General features: G+C 76.0%; 7 protein-coding genes. 4 read left to right on the plus strand and 3 right to left on the minus strand.

Annotated elements, in window-relative coordinates; genetic code table 11:
• Positions 1-373: 373 nt before the first annotated feature.
• Positions 374-9,079, plus strand: a complete 8,706-nt coding sequence (locus QQY24_RS02530) for a non-ribosomal peptide synthetase (RefSeq protein ID WP_301971006.1) — start codon at positions 374-376, stop codon at positions 9,077-9,079.
• Complete coding sequence (locus QQY24_RS02535) at positions 9,072-12,881, plus strand: type I polyketide synthase (protein WP_301971008.1); 3,810 nt, start codon at positions 9,072-9,074, stop codon at positions 12,879-12,881. The genes QQY24_RS02530 and QQY24_RS02535 overlap by 8 nt, the downstream gene beginning before the upstream one ends.
• Positions 12,882-13,219: 338 nt before the next feature.
• Here the strand turns inward: QQY24_RS02535 and QQY24_RS02540 are convergent, their stop codons facing one another.
• The 3 genes from QQY24_RS02540 to QQY24_RS02550 are packed head-to-tail and all read right to left on the minus strand — an operon-like array spanning position 13,220 to position 15,982.
• Positions 13,220-14,242, minus strand: coding sequence for a 4'-phosphopantetheinyl transferase superfamily protein (locus QQY24_RS02540; RefSeq protein ID WP_301971009.1), 1,023 nt, complete (start codon positions 14,240-14,242; stop codon positions 13,220-13,222).
• A gap of 19 nt (positions 14,243-14,261) precedes the next feature.
• Entirely contained in the window at positions 14,262-15,740 is a 1,479-nt protein-coding gene (locus QQY24_RS02545) for a class I adenylate-forming enzyme family protein (RefSeq protein WP_301971013.1), read from the minus strand.
• Positions 15,740-15,982 carry an acyl carrier protein gene (locus QQY24_RS02550; RefSeq protein ID WP_301971014.1) on the minus strand — a complete coding sequence of 81 codons (243 nt, stop codon included), beginning with the start codon at positions 15,980-15,982 and terminating at the stop codon, positions 15,740-15,742. Before QQY24_RS02550 ends, QQY24_RS02545 begins: the two co-directional genes overlap by 1 nt.
• A gap of 324 nt (positions 15,983-16,306) precedes the next feature.
• Here QQY24_RS02550 and paaA point away from each other — a divergent pair, with 324 nt between their 5' ends.
• Entirely contained in the window at positions 16,307-17,380 is a 1,074-nt protein-coding gene (paaA, locus tag QQY24_RS02555) for a 1,2-phenylacetyl-CoA epoxidase subunit PaaA (RefSeq protein ID WP_301971015.1), read from the plus strand.
• A complete protein-coding gene (gene paaB, locus QQY24_RS02560; RefSeq protein WP_301971016.1) occupies positions 17,377-17,691 on the plus strand; it encodes a 1,2-phenylacetyl-CoA epoxidase subunit PaaB in 315 nt (104 codons plus the stop codon). Before paaA ends, paaB begins: the two co-directional genes overlap by 4 nt.
• The last annotated feature ends 32 nt before the right edge of the window (positions 17,692-17,723 follow it).

Raw genomic sequence — 17,723 nt, forward strand, 5'->3', positions numbered from 1 at the left:
TCCCTAGACAGATGACGGATCGGTCCCGAGCGGTGCCCATGCGGACATAGGGATGGAGGGGCCGTCCCCGTACCGGAATCCGGGCATCCGCCCGCTTCTAAGGATTCACCTGAATTGCGCCCGCGCCCAGCGGGATCCGCTTGACCTGCGTGTTCGACGTCGCCGAACGTGGTGCGACGTGGACATCGCGGTGGGCCGCGCGGTGTCCGGAGCCTGGAAGCGTGCGGCGGTCGTCCGCACCCGCGTTCCGCGTCCCGGCGGCGCCCCTGGCGGCACCGGCGCGGGCCGGCAGCGACGGACGGCGCACCGAACCGGCCCGGCCGGGCACTTCCCTGCCCGGGTGAAAAACCGCTCGCCACTGAGGGTTGGTGCTATGTCAGTCCACGACGACGATCGTCGACCGCTGTCCGGAGCCCAGGAAGGCCTGTGGTTCGCCCAACGGCTCGCGCCGGGAAGTGCCGCCTACAACACCGGCGAATGCGTGGAGATCCACGGTCCCCTGGACACCGCCCTGTTCGAGCGGGCGCTGCGCCGCGCCGTGGGCGAGGCCGACACCTTCGCGCTGCGCTTCTTCGACACCGACGACGGCGTCCGCTGCCGACGGGCCCCGGACGCGGACGACTGGCCGCTGCACCGGATCGACGTCAGCGACGCGGCCGATCCCTCCGCGGCGGCCATGGAGTGGATCCGCGCGGACCTGGCGACGCCGGTGGACGTGGAGAAGGGCCCGCTGTTCTCGCACGCGCTGCTCACCCTGGCGCAGGATCGTTTCATCTGGTTCCTGCGCGCGCATCACATCCTGCTCGACGGCTACAGCTACAAGCTCCTCGGCCGCCGCCTCGCCGACGTCTACGACGCGCTCGCCGCGGGACGCGAACCCGCCGGCTCCCCCTTCGTGCCCGTGGACCGCTTGCGCACCGACGAGGAGGCCTACCTCGCCTCCGAACGGTACGCGCGCGACCGCGACCACTGGACGCGGCGCCTGGCGGGGCTCCCGCCGGAGCCGGCGCGGCTCGCCCGGCGCACCGCCGATCCCGTCGCCCCGTTCGTGCGCCGCGCCGCGGAGCTGGCGCCCGCCGAGGCCGAGGCGCTGTCGCGGGCGGCGAGCCGGTTCGGCGTGTCCCGCACCGACCTGTTGACGGCGGCCTTCGCCCTCTTCCTGCACCGCATGACCGGCGCCGACGACCTGGTGCTGGGGCTGGCCACGATGAGCCGGCCGGGCAGCGCCGCGCTGCGCACCCCGGGCACCGCGTCCGACATCCTGCCGCTGCGCGTGGCCGCCTCCGGCGGCACGGCCGTCGGGGACCTGGTGCGGGCGGTCGCCGCCGAACTGCGCGAGCTGCGCGGGCACCAGCAGTACCGCGGCGAGTTCCTGCGCCGCGACCTCGGCCTGCTCGGCACCGGCCGGCGGGTGCACGGGCCGGTGCTGAACATCATCCCGTTCACCGAGGAACTGACCTTCGGCGGACACCCGGCCACCTGGCACCACCTGTCCGGCGGGGCCGTGGAGGACCTCCAGGTCAACGTCCGGCCCTCGGAGGTCAAGGGCGGTCTGTGGCTGGCCTTCGACGCCAACCCGGCGGTGTACGAGGAGGACGAGCTCGGCGCCCACCGCGACCGGTTCCTGTCCGTGCTGCGGCAGCTCGCCGACGCCGACCCGGCCACGGCCCTGCGGGAGGTGGACCTGCTGCTGGCGGGCGAGCACCCGCGGGACGCCGTCGTGCGGGAGTTCCCGGTCACCCGCACCCTCACCGGGCTGTTCGAGGAGCAGGCCGCCCGGGTGCCGCAGCGGACGGCGGTGACGTGCGACGGCGAGTCCGTCACCTACGCGGAGCTGAACGCGGCCGCCAACCGGCTCGCCCGGCTGCTGGCCGGGCACGGCGCCGGCCCCGGCCGCTTCGTGGCGCTGGCGCTGCCCCGGGGCATCCGGCTGATCACCGCCCTGCTCGCCGTGCTGAAGACGGGCGCCGCCTACCTGCCGCTGGACACCGGCCACCCGGCCGAGCGGCTGCGGCTGGTCACCGAGGACGCCGGGCCGGCCGTCCTGGTCACCGAGGGCGACCTCGCCGGGCGGCTGCCGTCCGTGCCCGTCACCGTCCGGCTCGACGACCCGCTGGTCGCGGCGGACCTCGCCGGGCGGCCGGCCGGCGACCTCACGGACGCCGAGCGCACCGGTGCCACGGGCCCGGCGGACATCGCCTACGTCATCCACACCTCGGGCTCCACCGGCCGGCCCAAGGGCGTTCCGGTCCCCCACGCCAACGTGGTGCGGCTGTTCGCCGCCTGCGCCGAGCACTTCGACTTCCGCGAGGACGACGTGTGGACGCTGTTCCACTCGTACGCCTTCGACTTCTCGGTGTGGGAGATCTGGGGTGCGCTGCTGCACGGCGCGCGCCTGGTCGTCGTGCCGTACGCGGTCAGCCGCTCCCCCCGCGACTTCCTGCGGCTGCTCGGCGAGGAGGGCGTGACCGTGCTCAGCCAGACGCCGTCCGCCTTCGAGCAGGTGGTGGACGCCGACGCGGCCGGCGAGAGGGGTGCGCACGCGCTGCGGTACGTCGTCTTCGGCGGTGAGGCGCTGCGCCCGGAGCGGCTGCGCCCCTGGGCCGACCGGTACGGCCTGGACGCGCCGGCGCTGGTGAACATGTACGGCATCACCGAGACGACCGTGCACGTCACCCACCACCGGGTGACGCGGGCCGACCTGGACGACGCGCGGCGCGGCAGCGTCGTCGGCACGCCGCTGGCCGACCTGCGGGTGCACCTGCTGGACGCCGAGCGGCGCCCGGTGCCGCCGGGCGCGGTGGGCGAGATCCACGTGTCGGGCGCGGGCGTGGCCGTCGGCTACCTCAACCGGCCCGAGCTGACCGCCGAGCGGTTCCTCGACGACCCGTTCGGGCCGGCCGGGGCACGGATGTACCGCTCCGGGGACCTGGCGCGGCGCCGGCCCGACGGCACCCTGGAGTACCTCGGGCGGGCCGACCAGCAGGTGCAGATCCGCGGCTTCCGGGTGGAGCCCGGCGAGATCGAGGCGGTGCTGGCCGCGCACGAGCAGGTCGCGCGGGCCGCGGTGGTCGCGCGCCGCGCGGCGGACGGCACGCAGCAGCTCGTCGGGTACGTGGTGCCCGCGGCCGGCGCCCGGCCGCTCGCGGCCGACCTGCGGGCGCACCTGGCGGCGCTGCTGCCCGAGCACATGGTGCCGGCCGCCTGCGTGCTCGTGGACGACCTGCCGCTGACCGCGAACGGCAAGCTCGATGCGGCGGCGCTGCCCGAGCCGGACTTCGCCGCCGCCGCGGGCGGTGCCCGCCCGTCCACGCCCGAACAGGTCCTGGCCTGCCGTCTGTTCGAGGAAGTGCTGCAACTGCCCGGGGACACCGTGGGCGTGGACGACAACTTCTTCGACCTGGGCGGTCACTCGCTGCTCGCGACCCGGCTGCTGGCGCGGCTGCGCGCCGGGACGGGCGTCGAGGTGCCCATCACGGCCCTGTTCGACGCGCCGACGCCGAGCGCCGTGGCGCGCCGGCTGGCCGCGCAGCCCGGCGTGGGCCCCCGGCAGCCGGCTCTCGCGGACGTCGTGCGCCCGCAGCGCGTGCCGCTGTCGTTCGCGCAGGAGCGCATGTGGTTCCTCAGCCGGTTCGACGACGCGTCGGCCACCTACCACATCCCGCTGGTCGTGCCGCTGCCCGACGGTGTGGACACCGAGGCGCTGCGCGCGGCCCTCGGGGACGTCGCCGACCGGCACGAGACGCTGCGCACGGTGTTCGCCGAGCACGACGGGAAGCCGTACCAGCGGATCCTGCCGCCCGGCGCGCTGCGCCCCGCACTGCACTGCGTGGACTGCCCCGCCGACGAGGTGGACGCCCACGTCGCCGCGGCCTCGCGGCGCCCCTTCGACCTGAGCGCGGAAAGCCCGCTGCGGGCCGCGCTGTTCGGCTCCGGCCCGGCGCGCACCCTGCTGCTCCTGCTGCACCACGCCGCGGCCGACGGCTGGTCGCTGCGCCCGCTCGCGGACGACCTGAGCACCGCCTACGAGGCGCGCCGGGCCGGCCGGGCACCGCGGTGGGAGCCGCTGCCGGCGCAGTACGCGGACTACGCGGTGTGGCAGCGCGCCGTCCTCGCGCCCGAGCCCGGGGGTGCGGGCCGGCTGGAACAGCTGACGGCGCACTGGCACCGGGCGCTGGCCGGGCTGCCGGCCGAGTGCACCCTGCCCACCGACCGGCCGCGCCCCGACCAGCCGCGCGGCGGTGGCGCGAGCGTCACCGCGACGGTGGACGCCGGGCTGCACCGGCAGCTGCTGTCGCTGGCGGACCGGGAGGGCACGAGCCTGTTCATGCTGCTGCACGGCGCGGTCGGGGCGCTGCTGACGCGGGCCGGCGCCGGTACGGACGTGGTCCTGGGCACGCCGGTCGCGGGCCGCTCGGAGCCGGTCCTGGACGACGTGATCGGCCTGATGACCAACACGCTGGTGCTGCGGGCCGACACGTCGGGCAATCCCGCCTTCCGCGACCTGCTGGCGCGGCTGCGCGGCACCGACCTGGCCGCCCTGGACCACCAGGACCTGCCCTTCGACCGGCTGGTGGACGAACTGAACCCGCCCCGGCATCCGGCCCGGCACCCGCTGTTCCAGGTGATGCTAGCGCTGCAGAACAACGAACGGGCCGTGCTGCGGCTGGACGGCACGCGCGTGGCGCTGCGGCCCACCGCGACGGGTACCGCCAAGTTCGACCTGTTCGTCGACGTCCTGGAGCGCCACGACGCCGGGGGCACCCCGGACGGCCTGGAGCTGCACGTCGAGTACGCCACGGACCTGTACGACGCGGCCACCGCCGAGGCGTTCGCGGCCGGCCTGCACGCCGTGCTGCGCGCGGTGTGCGCCGACCCGGGCGTCCGCGTCGACGCGCTGCCCGCGCCCGGGCGGCCCGCCGCCGGCACCGCCACCGGGTCGTACCGGGCCCGGGAGGCGGAGCGCACGGCACTGGCCGTGCCCGGCGTCCGGGACGCCGTCGCGCTGTCCGCGCCGGACGGCGCAGCGGTGCGGGTGTATGTGGTGCCGAGCCGTGCCGGTGCCGCGGACGCCGTCGAACAGGCCCTGGCCGCGGCCGGTTCCGCGGCACGGGTCACCGCCGTCAACGGTCTGCCGCTGACCCCGGACGGCCGGGTGGACGCCGACGCGCTGCGGGCGGTGCCGGTGGTCGACCGCGCGGCGGCGGACGCCTGGCAGCGGCACCTCGCGCGCGTGCCGGGTGTCCGGGAGGCCGAGGTCGCGCTGGAGGAGGTCCCCCAGGAGCTGGGCCGGCTGCACGTGGGCACCGCCCGCCGCGCCGGCCGGCCAGAACCGGGGCAGGAGACGCGGGAGCGGCCGGCCGCCGGGGGCGTGCCGGCGCTCAGCGAGGGACCGCGGCTGGCGGAGCCGTCCGTGCCGGGCTGGGCCGCGGCGCTGCTGCGGGCGGCCGGGAGCGCACACGGGGAGATCGTGCACGTGCGCGCCGACGGCACCGAGACGCGCCGCGATTACGCCTCGCTGGTGACGGAGGGGTCCAGGGTCCTCGCGGGCCTGCGGCGGGCCGGTCTGCAGCCCGGTGACCGGGTGATCCTGCAGTGCGGCGACACCGAGGACTTCCTCGCCGTGCTGTGGGGCTGCATCCTGGGCGGCTTCGTCGCCGTGCCGCTGACCGTGCCGGCCTCGTACTCGACGCCGTCGGCGGCGCTCACCAAGCTGGAGGGCATCTGGGAGATGCTCGGCCGGCCGTGGATCGTCTGCTCCCCCGGCAGCGGGCCGGGGCTGCGCGACCTCGCGGCGCGGCAGGGGTGGCCCGGGCTGCGGCTGGCGACGGCGGACGTACTGCGCGCGGCGCCCGAGGACCGCGACTGGTACGAGGCGCGGCCCGACGACCTGATCCTGATGCTGATGACGTCCGGCAGCACCGGGCTGCCCAAGGCCGTCCGCCTCACCCACCGCAACGTGCTGACGCGCTCGGCCGCCGCGGCGGCGATGAACGGGCTGGGCGAGCGGGACGTCACGCTGAACTGGATCCCGCTGGACCACGTCACCGGCGTGGTGATGTTCCACCTGCGGGACGTCTACCTCGGCTGCAAGCAGGTCCACGCGCTGACGCCGTGGATCCTGCAGGACCCGGTGCGCTGGATGGACCTCGCCAACCGGCACCGGGTCAGCGTCACCTGGGCGCCGAACTTCGCGTTCGGTCTGTTCGCGGAGCACGCCGACCACTTCCGGGACCGTTCCTGGGACCTGTCGCCGATGCGGCTGGTCATGAACGCCGGTGAGGTCGTGGTGGCCGCGTCCGCGCGCCGGTTCCTGCACGTGCTGAAGCCGTTCGGGATGCCGCAGGACGTGATGCACCCCGGCTGGGGCATGTCCGAGACGTGCTCGGTGGTCACCGACTGCGTACTGCCGGGCGAGGAACCGGAGCACGACGAGTCGTTCGTCAGCTGCGGCCTGCCCTACCCCGGTTTCGCCATGCGCGTCGTCGACGAGCAGGGCACCGTGCTCACCGAGGGCGAGGTCGGCCGGCTGGAGGTCCGGGGCACCTCGGTGACCCAGGGCTACCACGACAATCCCGGGGCCAACGCCTCGTCGTTCACCGAGGACGGCTGGTTCGACACCGGCGACCTGGCGTTCCTGCGCGCGGGCGAGCTGTACATCACCGGCCGCGCCAAGGACGTCATCATCGTCAACGGCGTCAACCACTACAGCCACGAGATCGAGGCGTGCGTCGAGGAACTGCCCACCGTCGTGCGCAGTTTCACGGCGGCCGTCGCGGTGCGCTCGGACCCGTCGTCGCCGACCGACGAACTCGCCCTGTTCCTCCACCTGGCGCCGGGGCAGGACGCGGCGTCGGCACTGCGGGAGATCAGCGGCAAGGTGACCCGCGAGATCGGGGTCAGCCCGGCCTTCCTGGTGCCGGTGGAGCAGGACGCCATCCCGAAGACGGAGATCGGCAAGATCCAGCGCACCAAGCTGCGCAAGGGTTTCGAGGCGGGCGACTTCGACGAGCAGGTCCGCGCCGCGCAGTTGCTGCTGGGCACGGCGGCCACGCTGCCCGACTGGTTCCTGCGCCCGGTGTGGCGGCGCGCCGAGCGCGCGCACCCGGCCGGTTCGCCGGCGGGCCGGCACACCCTGGTCCTCGCGGGGGCCGCGCCGGCCGCGCACGCGCTGGCCGAACGGGTCGCCGAACGGCTGCGCGCGGACGGCGGGCTGTGCACCGTCGTCACGGACGGGGCGGCGTACGAGCGCGTGGACGCGGCCCGTTACCGCGTCCGGCCGGCCGAGGAGGCCGACCACGCGGCGCTGCTGGGGCAACTGGCCGAGGACCACCGGCCGGTGGACGCGGTGCTGCACCTGGGCGGCCTGGCAGCCGGGGCGGACGGTGCCGCGCGGGCCGGTGCGCCCCGCGGCGGCGCGGCGAACGGCCCGGACGGTGCGCTGTCCGGGAGCGCGGTGTCGCTGCTGGTGCTGGCGCGTGCGCTCGCCGGGGTGTCCGGGCCGTCGCGGCCCGTCACGCTGCTGTACGTGACGGCGGGTGCCCAGGCGGTCGCGGAGGCGGACCGGCCGGTGCCGGCCCACGCGGTGGCGGGCGCCCTGCTCAAGTCGCTGCGGGAGGAACTGCCCGCGCTGCGCGGGGTCCACCTCGACCTCGCGGCGGACGCCCTCGACGGCGCGGCGGACGGCACGGGCGCGGCCGACGTCCTGGTGGCCGAGTCGCTGGCCGTGCCGGCCGAAGCGGAGGTCGCCCTGCGCGAGGGGGCGCGGTACGTGCGGCGGCTGGCCCCGCTGCCCGATCCGCTGCCCCGCACCGAGCCCGCTCCGGTCGAGGGCTTCCACCTGGTCAGCGGCGGCCTGGGCGGCGTCGGCGGCGAACTCGCCGCCCACCTGCTCAAGGCGCCGGGGACCCGGCTGCTGCTGGTCGGCCGGGCCGAGGAGGGCGCCCGCGCCGAGGAGCTGGCACGGCTGCGGCAGCTCGGTGAGGTCCGGTACGCCCGCGTCGACGTCACCGACGAGGCACGGGTGCGGGCCGCCGTGGACGCCGCCGCCGAGGCGTGGGGCGTGCCCCTGGCGTCGGTGCTGCACCTGGCCGGCGCCTTCGACGAACGCCCCGTCGGCGCGCTCGACCCGGACGGCTGGCGGCGGGCCCTGGACGCCAAGGTGCGCGGCGCCTGGACCCTGCACCGGGTCGCCGCCGACCACCCGGTGACGCGGTTCGTGCTGTTCTCCTCGGTCAACGGCTACTTCGGCGGCGCCATGAACGCGGCGTACGCCGCCGCCAACGCCTACCTCGACGCCCTCGCCCTGCACCGGCGCGCGCTCGGCCTGCCCGCGCAGAGCCTGGCGTGGAGCATGTGGCGCGAGCGGGGCATGAGCCGCGGCTACGGGCTCGCGGCGCTGACGGAGGCCCGCGGCTACCGGGTGCTCGACGCGCCGGCCGCGCTGCGCAGCTACGACCTGGCCCGCTCCCTGGACGAGCCGCACCTGCTGATCGGCGTGGACCGCGGCGCCCCGTGGGTGCGCAGTCACGTCGTGGCGCCGGTGCGGCAGGTGCGACGGCTGTCCGGACGGGTGGCGCTGGAGGAGGGCACCGATCTGGCGGCCCTGCTGTCCGCCGCCGGGTCGGCCGCCGACGCGGGCGCCTGGGTGCTGCGCTCGGCGGGCAGCGCCGAGCGGGCCGCCGACACGGACGCCGGGGAACGGCTGCGCCGGCTGGAGCAGCGACTCGCCGAGGTGTGGTCCGGGGTGCTGGGCCGCGACCGGGTGGGCCGGGACGAGAACTTCTTCGACCTCGGCGGCAACTCGCTGCTGCTGGTCGCCGCGCAGAGCGCGGTCAACAAGGCGCTGGGCTGCGAGCTGAGCGTGGTCGACCTGTTCGGTCACCCGACGGTACGGGACCTGGCCCGCTACCTGGCGGAGCGCGGCACCGCGGCACCCGCCGGTGAGGCGGCGCCGGCCCGGGCCGGCGCGCCGGCGGCCGGCGGCCTGGACCGGGCCAGGGAACAAGCACAGCGGCAGCGCGCGGCCCGTACGGCGCGCCGCTCCGCACGGGACAGGAAGGACCGAGGCCATGACTGAGACGGCCCCGCAGGACGAGGAGGTGCCCGCCGTCGCCGTGATCGGCATGGCGGCCCGCTTCCCGGGCGCGGACGACGTGGACGCGTTCTGGGAGAACCTGGCGGCCGGGCGGGAGTCCGTACGGCCGGTGACCGACGAGGAGTTCGTCGCGGCGGGCGGTGACCCGCGCGACCTCGACGACCCGTCGCTGGTGCGCATGGTCTCGGCCGTCGACGGCATCGACCGCTTCGACTCGGGCTTCTTCGGCTACAGCCCGGCCGAGGCGGCCGACGTGGACCCCCAGCAGCGGCTGCTGCTGGAGACGGCGTACCACGCGCTGGAGGACGCCGGGTGCGTGGACGCGGAGGCGGCCGGCACGATGGGCGTGTACGCGGGCAGCGCGGACAGCCGGTACTACCCGGCCCACCTGTACCCGCGGTTCGCCGGGCAGCCGGGGTCGGTGGCGCTGGTGCACGCGGCGACCGCCAACTCCCTGGGCACGCTCGCCACCCGGCTCTCGTACGAGCTGGGGCTGACCGGTCCGAGCCTGTCGCTGCAGACGGCGTGTTCGACGGCGCTGGTGGCGGTGCACACCGCCTGCCAGGACCTGCTGGACTACCGCTGCGACACGGCGCTCGCGGCGGCGGTGTCGCTGAACCCGTCGGCGTTCCTGGGCTACCGGCACGTGCCCGACGGGCCGTTCTCCCCGGACGGTCACTGCCGGGCGTTCGCGGCCGACGCGGCCGGCACCTCCTCCGGCGACGGCCTGGGCGCGCTGGTGCTCAAGCGGCTGGAGGACGCCCTCGCCGACGGCGACCGGATCCGCGCGGTGATCAGGGGCAGCGCCGTGAACAACGACGGGCGCCGCAAGGTCGGTTTCACCGCGCCCAGCACCGCCGGGCAGACGGAGGTGATCCTCGCCGCGCAGGCCCAGGCCATGGTCGACGCGGACACGATCGGCCTGGTCGAGGCGCACGGCACCGCGACGAAGCTGGGCGACCCGATCGAGGTGGCCGCGCTCACCGAGGCGTTCCGGCAGAGCACCGACCGGCGCGGCTTCTGCGCGCTGGGCTCGGTGAAGACGAACATCGGGCACCTGGGCGCGGCGGCCGGCATCGCCGGGATCGTCAAGGCGATCCTCGCGCTGGAGCACGGCCAGATCCCGCCGAACCTGCACTTCGACCGGCCCAACCCGCTGATCGACTTCGAATCCGGGCCGTTCCGGGTGCCGACGGCCCTGGAGGAGTGGCCGCGGGGCGCCCACCCGCGGCGGGCCGCCGTCAGCGCGTTCGGCATCGGCGGCACCAACGCGCACGTCGTCCTGGAGGAGGCGCCGCCCGTCACCCCCGCCCCGCCCCGCCCGCCGGAGGACGGCCGCCGCCTGGTGCTGCCGCTGTCGGCGCGCACGCACGGCGCCCTGCGCGGCCAGGCCGACGCCCTCGCCCGCCACCTGGAACGCCGCCCGGACCTGCGGCTGGACGACGTGGCGCACTCGCTGCGCGTGGACCGGCCGGCGCTGCGCCACCGGCTGGCGGTCTCCGCCGCCTCCCGCGCCGAGGCGCTGTCCGCGCTGCGCTCGGCCGTGCCGGACGTGCCGCCGGTGCCCGACGAGCCGCCGGCGGTGGCGTTCCTGCTGCCGGGCGGCGGCGCCCAGTACCCCGGTATGGGCGCGGAGCTGTACCGCGACAACGACGTCTACCGCGACACCGTCGACCGGTGCGCGCGCATCCTGCGCCCCGCGCTCGGCAGCGACGTGCGCACCGCGCTGTTCGAGGAGGCGGAGCCGGACAGCACGTCGTCGTTCCTGACGCTGGTGGTGACCGAGTACGCGCTCGCGCGCACCCTCATGGAGTCGGGGGTGCGCCCGGACGCGCTCATCGGGCACTCGCTCGGCGAGTACACCGCGGCGTGCCTGGCCGGTGTCATCGACCTCGACGACATGCTGCCGCTGGTCACCGAGCGGATGCGGCTCATCTCCTCGGCGGGCGGCGCCACCGTCGGCGTGGCCGCTCCGGCCGAGGACGTCCTGCCGCTGCTGGACGAGCGGTTGTCGCTGACCGCCGTCAACGGGCCGGCCGCGTGCACCGTCGCCGGGCACACCGGGGCGGTGGAGCGGCTGGAGGCCGAACTGGCGCGCCGGGGCGTGCCGTTCCGCCGGCTGCGCATCCCGCTGGCCGCGCACTCCCACCTCCTGGACCCGGTGCTGGAGACGTACGCGGGCCACCTGCGCGGCGTCACCCTGCGCCCGCCGCGGATCCCGTACGTCACGAACGTGACCGGCACCTGGGCGACCGACGCGCAGGCGACGTCGGTGCGGCACTGGATCGACCACACGCGGGAGACGGTCCGCTTCGCCGACGGCATCACGGCGCTGTGGGAGCGCGGGCGTCCGGTGCTGGTGGAGATCGGACCGGGCGACACCCTCACCAAACTGGCCACCGCCCAGCTGGAGGAGCACGCGCCGGTGACGGTCACCACCATGCGGCACGCCAAGGCCGACGCCTCCGACGGCTTCGTCCTGGCCGAGGCCCTGGGCCGGCTGTGGAGCGCCGGCGTCGACACCGCCCTGCCGGACGTGCCGGGCACCGGTGACGGGCCGCTGCGGGTCCCGCTGCCGGGCTACGCCTTCGAACGCCACCGGCACTGGATCGACGCCCCGGGCGCCCGCGCCGGCGCGCAGGACGACCGGGAGGCGGCGCGCGCGGTCCCGGAGCTCGCCCCGCGCCCCCGGCTGGCGACCGAGCCGGTCGCCCCGGCGACGGACCGCGAGCGGGCCGTGGCGCGGCTGTGGGAGGAGACCCTCGGCATCGCCGGTATCGGTGTGCACGACAACTTCTTCGACCTCGGCGGCGACTCGATGCGGGCCGTGCTGCTGGCGGGCCGGCTGCGCCAGGCCGGTGTGCTGGACGTGCCGGCCGCCACGCTGCTGGCGGCGCCCACGGTGGCGGGCGTGCTGAAGGCGGCCGAGGAGGACGGTACAAAGGCCGCGGGTACGGGTGCGCAGGCCTTCGGACCGCTGCTGCCGCTGCGCACGGAGGGTGGCGCCACACCGCTGTTCTGCGTCCACCCCGGTGCCGGTGTGGCCTGGCGCTACACCGGTCTGCTGCCCCACCTCGGCGGTGACCAGCCGGTGTTCGGCATCCAGGCGGCCGGCCTCGACGGCTCCCGGCCGCCCGCGCCCGACGCCGCGGCCATGGTCGCCGGGTACCTGGAACTGGTCCGGCAGGTGCAGCCGCACGGCCCGTACCGGCTGCTGGGCTGGTCGTACGGCGGTTTCGTGGCGCACGCGATGGCCTGTGCGCTGCAGGAGGCCGGCGAGCGCGTGGAACTGCTCGCCATGCTCGACGCTCCCCTCCCCCACAGCATGCCCTTCGACCCGGTCACGGCGGAACGGCAGGTGGCGTCCCTGCTGATGCGGGTGGCGGGACTGCCCGTCGATCCGCAGGACGTGCCGGGGGTCGACACCGTCCTGGACCTCGTCGACGCGAGCGTCCGGGCGGACCCGGGCAGTTCGCCGGTCACGCGGGCGCAGGCGGCGGCCATCGCCGCGGTGATGCGCAACAACCTGCGGATCGCGCCCCGGTTCGTCCCCGGGATCTACCACGGCGACGTGCTGTTCTTCAGCGCCCGGGAGGACGCCCGGTCGTCCTTCGAGGGTGACGTGTCCGTGATGACGGGGAAGGCCGACAGCTGGCGCGCCCACGTCAACGGGACGCTCGAGGACCACACCGTGCCCTGCGGACACTACGAGATGACCGAACCGGACCCGATCGCCCGCATCGGTGCGGTGGTCGCCAAGGCGCTGCGCGGAACGACCGCCTGACCGACGCCTGGGCAATGCCGGGTCGTATCCGCGTGCCCCGGCGGGCCGGGGCCGCCGGGGCACGGGTCCTCGGCGGCCCCGGCCCGCCGGATGTCGTGGGGGCGGCCGGTGGGGAGGTGTGCGCCGGCCGCGCCCTGGCCCGCGGCACCTGCGTGCGCCGTGCCGGGGCGGGCCGGCTGTCAGGGGTGGGGAGCTTTCGTCGCACGGCGACGGCCGACCGGGGGCGGCGGGCGGCCCCGGCCGCGGCGGTGTGGGAAACACGGCGGAACACGCCTTGAACCGGGACGTCGGGGCGTCGGGACGTCGGGGCGTCGGGGCGTCGGGGCGTCGAAGAACGGTTACGGCCGCTCGTCGGCGGGGCCGGCCGCCCGGCCCAGTACCCAGCTGAACACGCCGTCGACGAGGGGCACCACCCGCACGTCCACCGCGCGTTCCGGGGCGGTGCGGGACCACACGCGCACGCGGTCGCCGAGGGGCTCGGCCCGCAGGTCGCGCAGGGTGCCGCTGGAGTGGGCGGGAACCGCCGGGACGGGTCGGGCGCAGTGGGGCGCGAAGCCGTCGAGGCCGTGCGGCTCCGGCACGGCCGGGCCGGGACCGCCCCGGCCGGCGCCACCGCGCACGGCGGACGCCTCCCGTGCCGCCGCACACGCGGCGCACGCGGCGGGCACGGTGCTGACCGCGCACGCGGTGGGCCCGGTGCGGGCCGCGGGGACGGCGTGGTTCACGGGCGCGGCCGGCCCGGCGTGTGCCGTGGGCGCGTGCAGCGCCTTCCACGCCGCCTCCTTCGCCGAGAACAGCGCTGTGAGCCGGTCGCCCAGGTGCTCGGCGGGGCCGGCCTCGCGCAGCCACCGTTCCTCGTCCTCGCGCAGCACCAGACGGGCCGCGGCGCCGGGCAGCGGGCGCAGTTCCAGGTCGCAGCCGGCGGGCCCCAGGCGGCCGGGCACGCGGGCCACGGCGACCGCGAGACCGTCGCTGTGGGTGATGGACGCCGTCCGGCCCGGCGGGAACACCGGCGCGCGCCCGGCGCGTGGGATGTCGCCGCAGTCCAGCCCCACCGCGCACAGCGCACGCCGGGCGGCGAGGCGGCCGGCGAGGAACTCCCGGCGCCGCCCGTCCGGCATCGCGGACGCGGCGGCCTCCTCGGCGGGGCCGGCCGGGCGCGCAGCCGGGTCGGCCGTGCCGGCGAGGCCCAGGCCGAGGCCGCAGGCCGTCAGCACCGGCCGGAGCGCGAGGAGTTCGCGCACCGCGCCGTGCGCGACGGCCGACGGCACCGACAGGGCGTCGAGCGGCGAGGCACCCCCGCCCCCCGGCGGCAGCCGCCCGGCGTCGAACCGTACGGCATCCGCCGGGACAGGCGTCACCCGTCGCTCGTCCACGGCCTCAGACCCGCAGCAGCTTCTTGATGATCTTGCCGGCGGGGTTGCGCGGCACCTGCTCGATGAACTCGACGTGCCGGGGCCGCTTGTAGGGCGCGAGGAGACCGGCGACGTGGGCGATCAGCTCCGCCCTGCCGGTGCCCTCCTCGGCGACGACGTAGGCGAGCGGGACCTCGCCGTAGTCCTCGTCGGGGGTGCCGACGACCGCGGCGTCCCGGACCGCAGGGTGGCTCATCAGGGCCCGCTCGATCTCCGAGGGGTAGACGTTCTGGCCCGCCCGGATGATGACGTCCTTGCTGCGGTCGACCAGGTGGATGCGGCCGTCCGCGTCCACGAAGCCGAGGTCGCCGGTCCTGACCCAGCCGTCGAGGGTGATCTCCCGGGTGGCCTCGGGGTCGTTCCAGTAACCCTGCATCAGACCGGGGCCCCGGACGATGATCTCGCCGATCTCGCCGCGCGGCAGCTCCTCGCCGGCCTCGTCCACGGCACGGGCCGACATGCCGGGCACGACCCGTCCGCAGGGGATGCGGGCGGTGACGTCGCCGGGCTGGGGGTGTTCGTCCGGGCCGAGCGTGACGAACGGGCCGCCGACCTCGGTCATGCCGTAGACCTGGCGGAAGCCGCAGCCGAAGCGCTGCACGGCGTCGGCGTACACGTCGAGCGGCATGGGGGCGGCGCCGTAGAGGATCTCGCGCAGGGACGACAGGTCCGTGCTCCGCGAGGCCTTCGCCTGGAGCATGAAGCGCAGCATCTGCGGAACCAGCCAGACGTGCGTGGCCCGGTGCTTCTCGACGGCGGCGAGCGCCCGCTGCGGCGTGAAGCCGGGCAGCAGCACGATCGTGGCGCCGGCGGCCATGTAGGTCAGGGAGACGACCATGCTGCCGTGGTACAGCGGGCAGCAGTTGACCATGACGATGTCGTCGGTGGGCCGGGCCATGACCAGCCAGCCCAGCGCGATGGCGCGGAACGAGCCGGCGTCGACGGTGACGCCCTTGGCCTGTCCCGTGGTCGCCGAGGTGTGCAGCACGGCGGCCGGGTCGGTGTCGGTGACGTCCGGCAGGTCCAGCGGCGGCGCCAGGGTGCCCAGCGACTCGAACCCGGGCTTGTCGAAGGCGATGCGGAGGCGGACCGACTCCGGCAGCGTGGCGTGCCGGTCGAGCAGTTCGGACTCGCCGAGGACGGCCACGGCGCCGACCCGCTCGACGATGCCGGCGACCTCGGGCACGGCCAGGCTGTGGTTCAGCGGGACGAACAGCGCGCCGAGCCGGGCGAGCGCGAAGTAGCTCTCCAGCACCTCGATGCGGTCCTGCGACAGGACCGCGACCCGGTCACCGCGCCGGATGCCCGACTCGGCCAGACCGCGCGCGAGCTCGATCGTCCGGTCGTGGAACTCGGACCAGGTGACACTGCGCCGCTCGTCCACGAGGGCGGTGCGGTCGGGGTGGCACTGCCGGTTGCGCTCCAGCAGCTGGGTCAGCCACATCAGGCACCGCCGGCGGCGACCGAGCGCTCGGCGACGAAGTGCTCGTAGTCGGCGATGGTGTGCAGCTTCTCCATGTCCTCGGCGGTGATCTCCACCCCGGTGCGCTGCTCGACGAGCAGGACCAGACGCACCAGATCACCGGAGTCGATGCCGCTGGCGGCGAGGTCGGCGTCGTCGCCGATGGCCTCGGCGTACTCGGCGGTGCCGGTGAGTTCAACCAGCAACTCCCTGATGGTGCTCATGGGTTTCCTTTCGCTGTGCCGTACCGGCGGCCGTCGCGGGCCACGCGTGTGTCACCCCAACAAGAGACCCGCGGGCCGCCGCGCACTCCCCCGCACCCGGCGTGACGCTTGTCACGCACCGGAAGCGGGACGCCGGGGATAGCGGGCCCGGCCCGCGGACTCTTTCCGGGGTGGAGGTCACGTCCGGCCTCGGGGGACGGACGCGATCCCCCGGCGAGTTCGAGGCGAGGGAGTGATGCGAGTGCGCGGGCAGTGCCTGCGGGCCGGCGCCGGAAGGCGGTACGGCCCCACGACGGCAAAGACCGGCCTCGAGGACGGTGCGGCGTGAGCGCCGGAGCGGCCGTCACTGCGACGGCGGACACGGAGGACGGGCTGCAGGCCCGCTTCGAGGCGCTGGTCGCCGGGGGCGGGACGGTGGAGCCGCGCGACTGGATGCCCGACGGCTACCGCCGGATGCTGCTGCGGCAGATCGCCCAGCACGCCCACTCCGAGATCATCGGCATGCAGCCGGAGGGCGCGTGGGTGACGCGCGCGCCGTCGCTGCACCGCAAGTCGGTGCTCATCGCCAAGGTCCAGGACGAGGCCGGGCACGGGCTGTACCTGTACTCGGCGGCCGAGACGCTGGGCGTGGACCGCGCCGACCTGCTGGACGCCCTGCACCGGGGCCAGCAGCGCTACGCCGCGACCTTCAACCACCCCGCGCTGACCTGGGCGGACGCCGGAGCGGTGGCGTGGCTGACGGACGGCGCGGCCGTGATCAACCAGGCGCCGCTGTGCCGGACCTCGTACGGCCCGTACGCGCGGGCGATGCGCCGGGTCTGCCAGGAGGAGGCCTTCCACGTGCGGCAGGGCTACGACCTGATGCGCGCGCTGTGCGAGGGCACGCCGGAGCAGAAGAGCATGGCCCAGGACGCGGTGAACCGCTGGTGGCTGCCGGCGGTGGCGCTGATGTTCGGCCCGCCGGACACGGAGGCGGGCGGCGCCGACGCGCGCACCGCCGCCCTCGGCGCCGCGGTCTCCCGCCGCGCGATCGCCTGGGGCATCAAGCGGCACACCAACGACGAGCTGCGCCAGCGCTTCGTGGACCAGGTCGTGCCGCAGGCCGAGCGGATCGGCCTGACGCTGCCGGACCCGGCGATCCGCTGGAACGAGGAGCGCGGCCACTACGACTTCACGCCGGTCGACTGGGAGGTGTACCGCGGGGCGCTCGGCGACGACACGCACTGGGCGCGGCAGCGGATCGCGCACCGGGTCGCCGCGCACGACGACGGCGCGTGGGTGCGGGAGGCGGCCACCGCGTACGCCGCCCGCACGGCCGCCGGGAAGGACCCGGCGACGCCCGCGGACACCGATGACCGCGGCGCTTCGGACGACTCGGAGAACGGGAGGCGGGCATGAGCCGCCGGACGGAGGGCGCGCCCGCGTCCTGGGAGGTGTTCCTGCGGCCCCGCCGGGGGCTCGCGCACAGCCACGTCGGGTCCGTGCGGGCCGGCGACGCCGACATGGCGCTCGCCTACGCCCGCGACCTGTACACCCGGCGCGGCGAGCCGCAGTCGCTGTGGGTGGTCCGCTCGGACGCCGTGCACACCTCGTCGCCGGACGAGCGCGATCCGTTCTTCAGCAACGCCCGCCACAAGCCGTACCGGTACCCCGAGCACTTCACGCCGCTCACCGAGAAAGGCCCCGACGGTGACGCCGACGACCACTGACCCCGCACCCGGCGCGGCCCGCACCGACGCCG

It is taken from the genome of Streptomyces sp. TG1A-8 (assembly GCF_030499535.1).
Classification (GTDB): Bacteria; Actinomycetota; Actinomycetes; order Streptomycetales; family Streptomycetaceae; genus Streptomyces.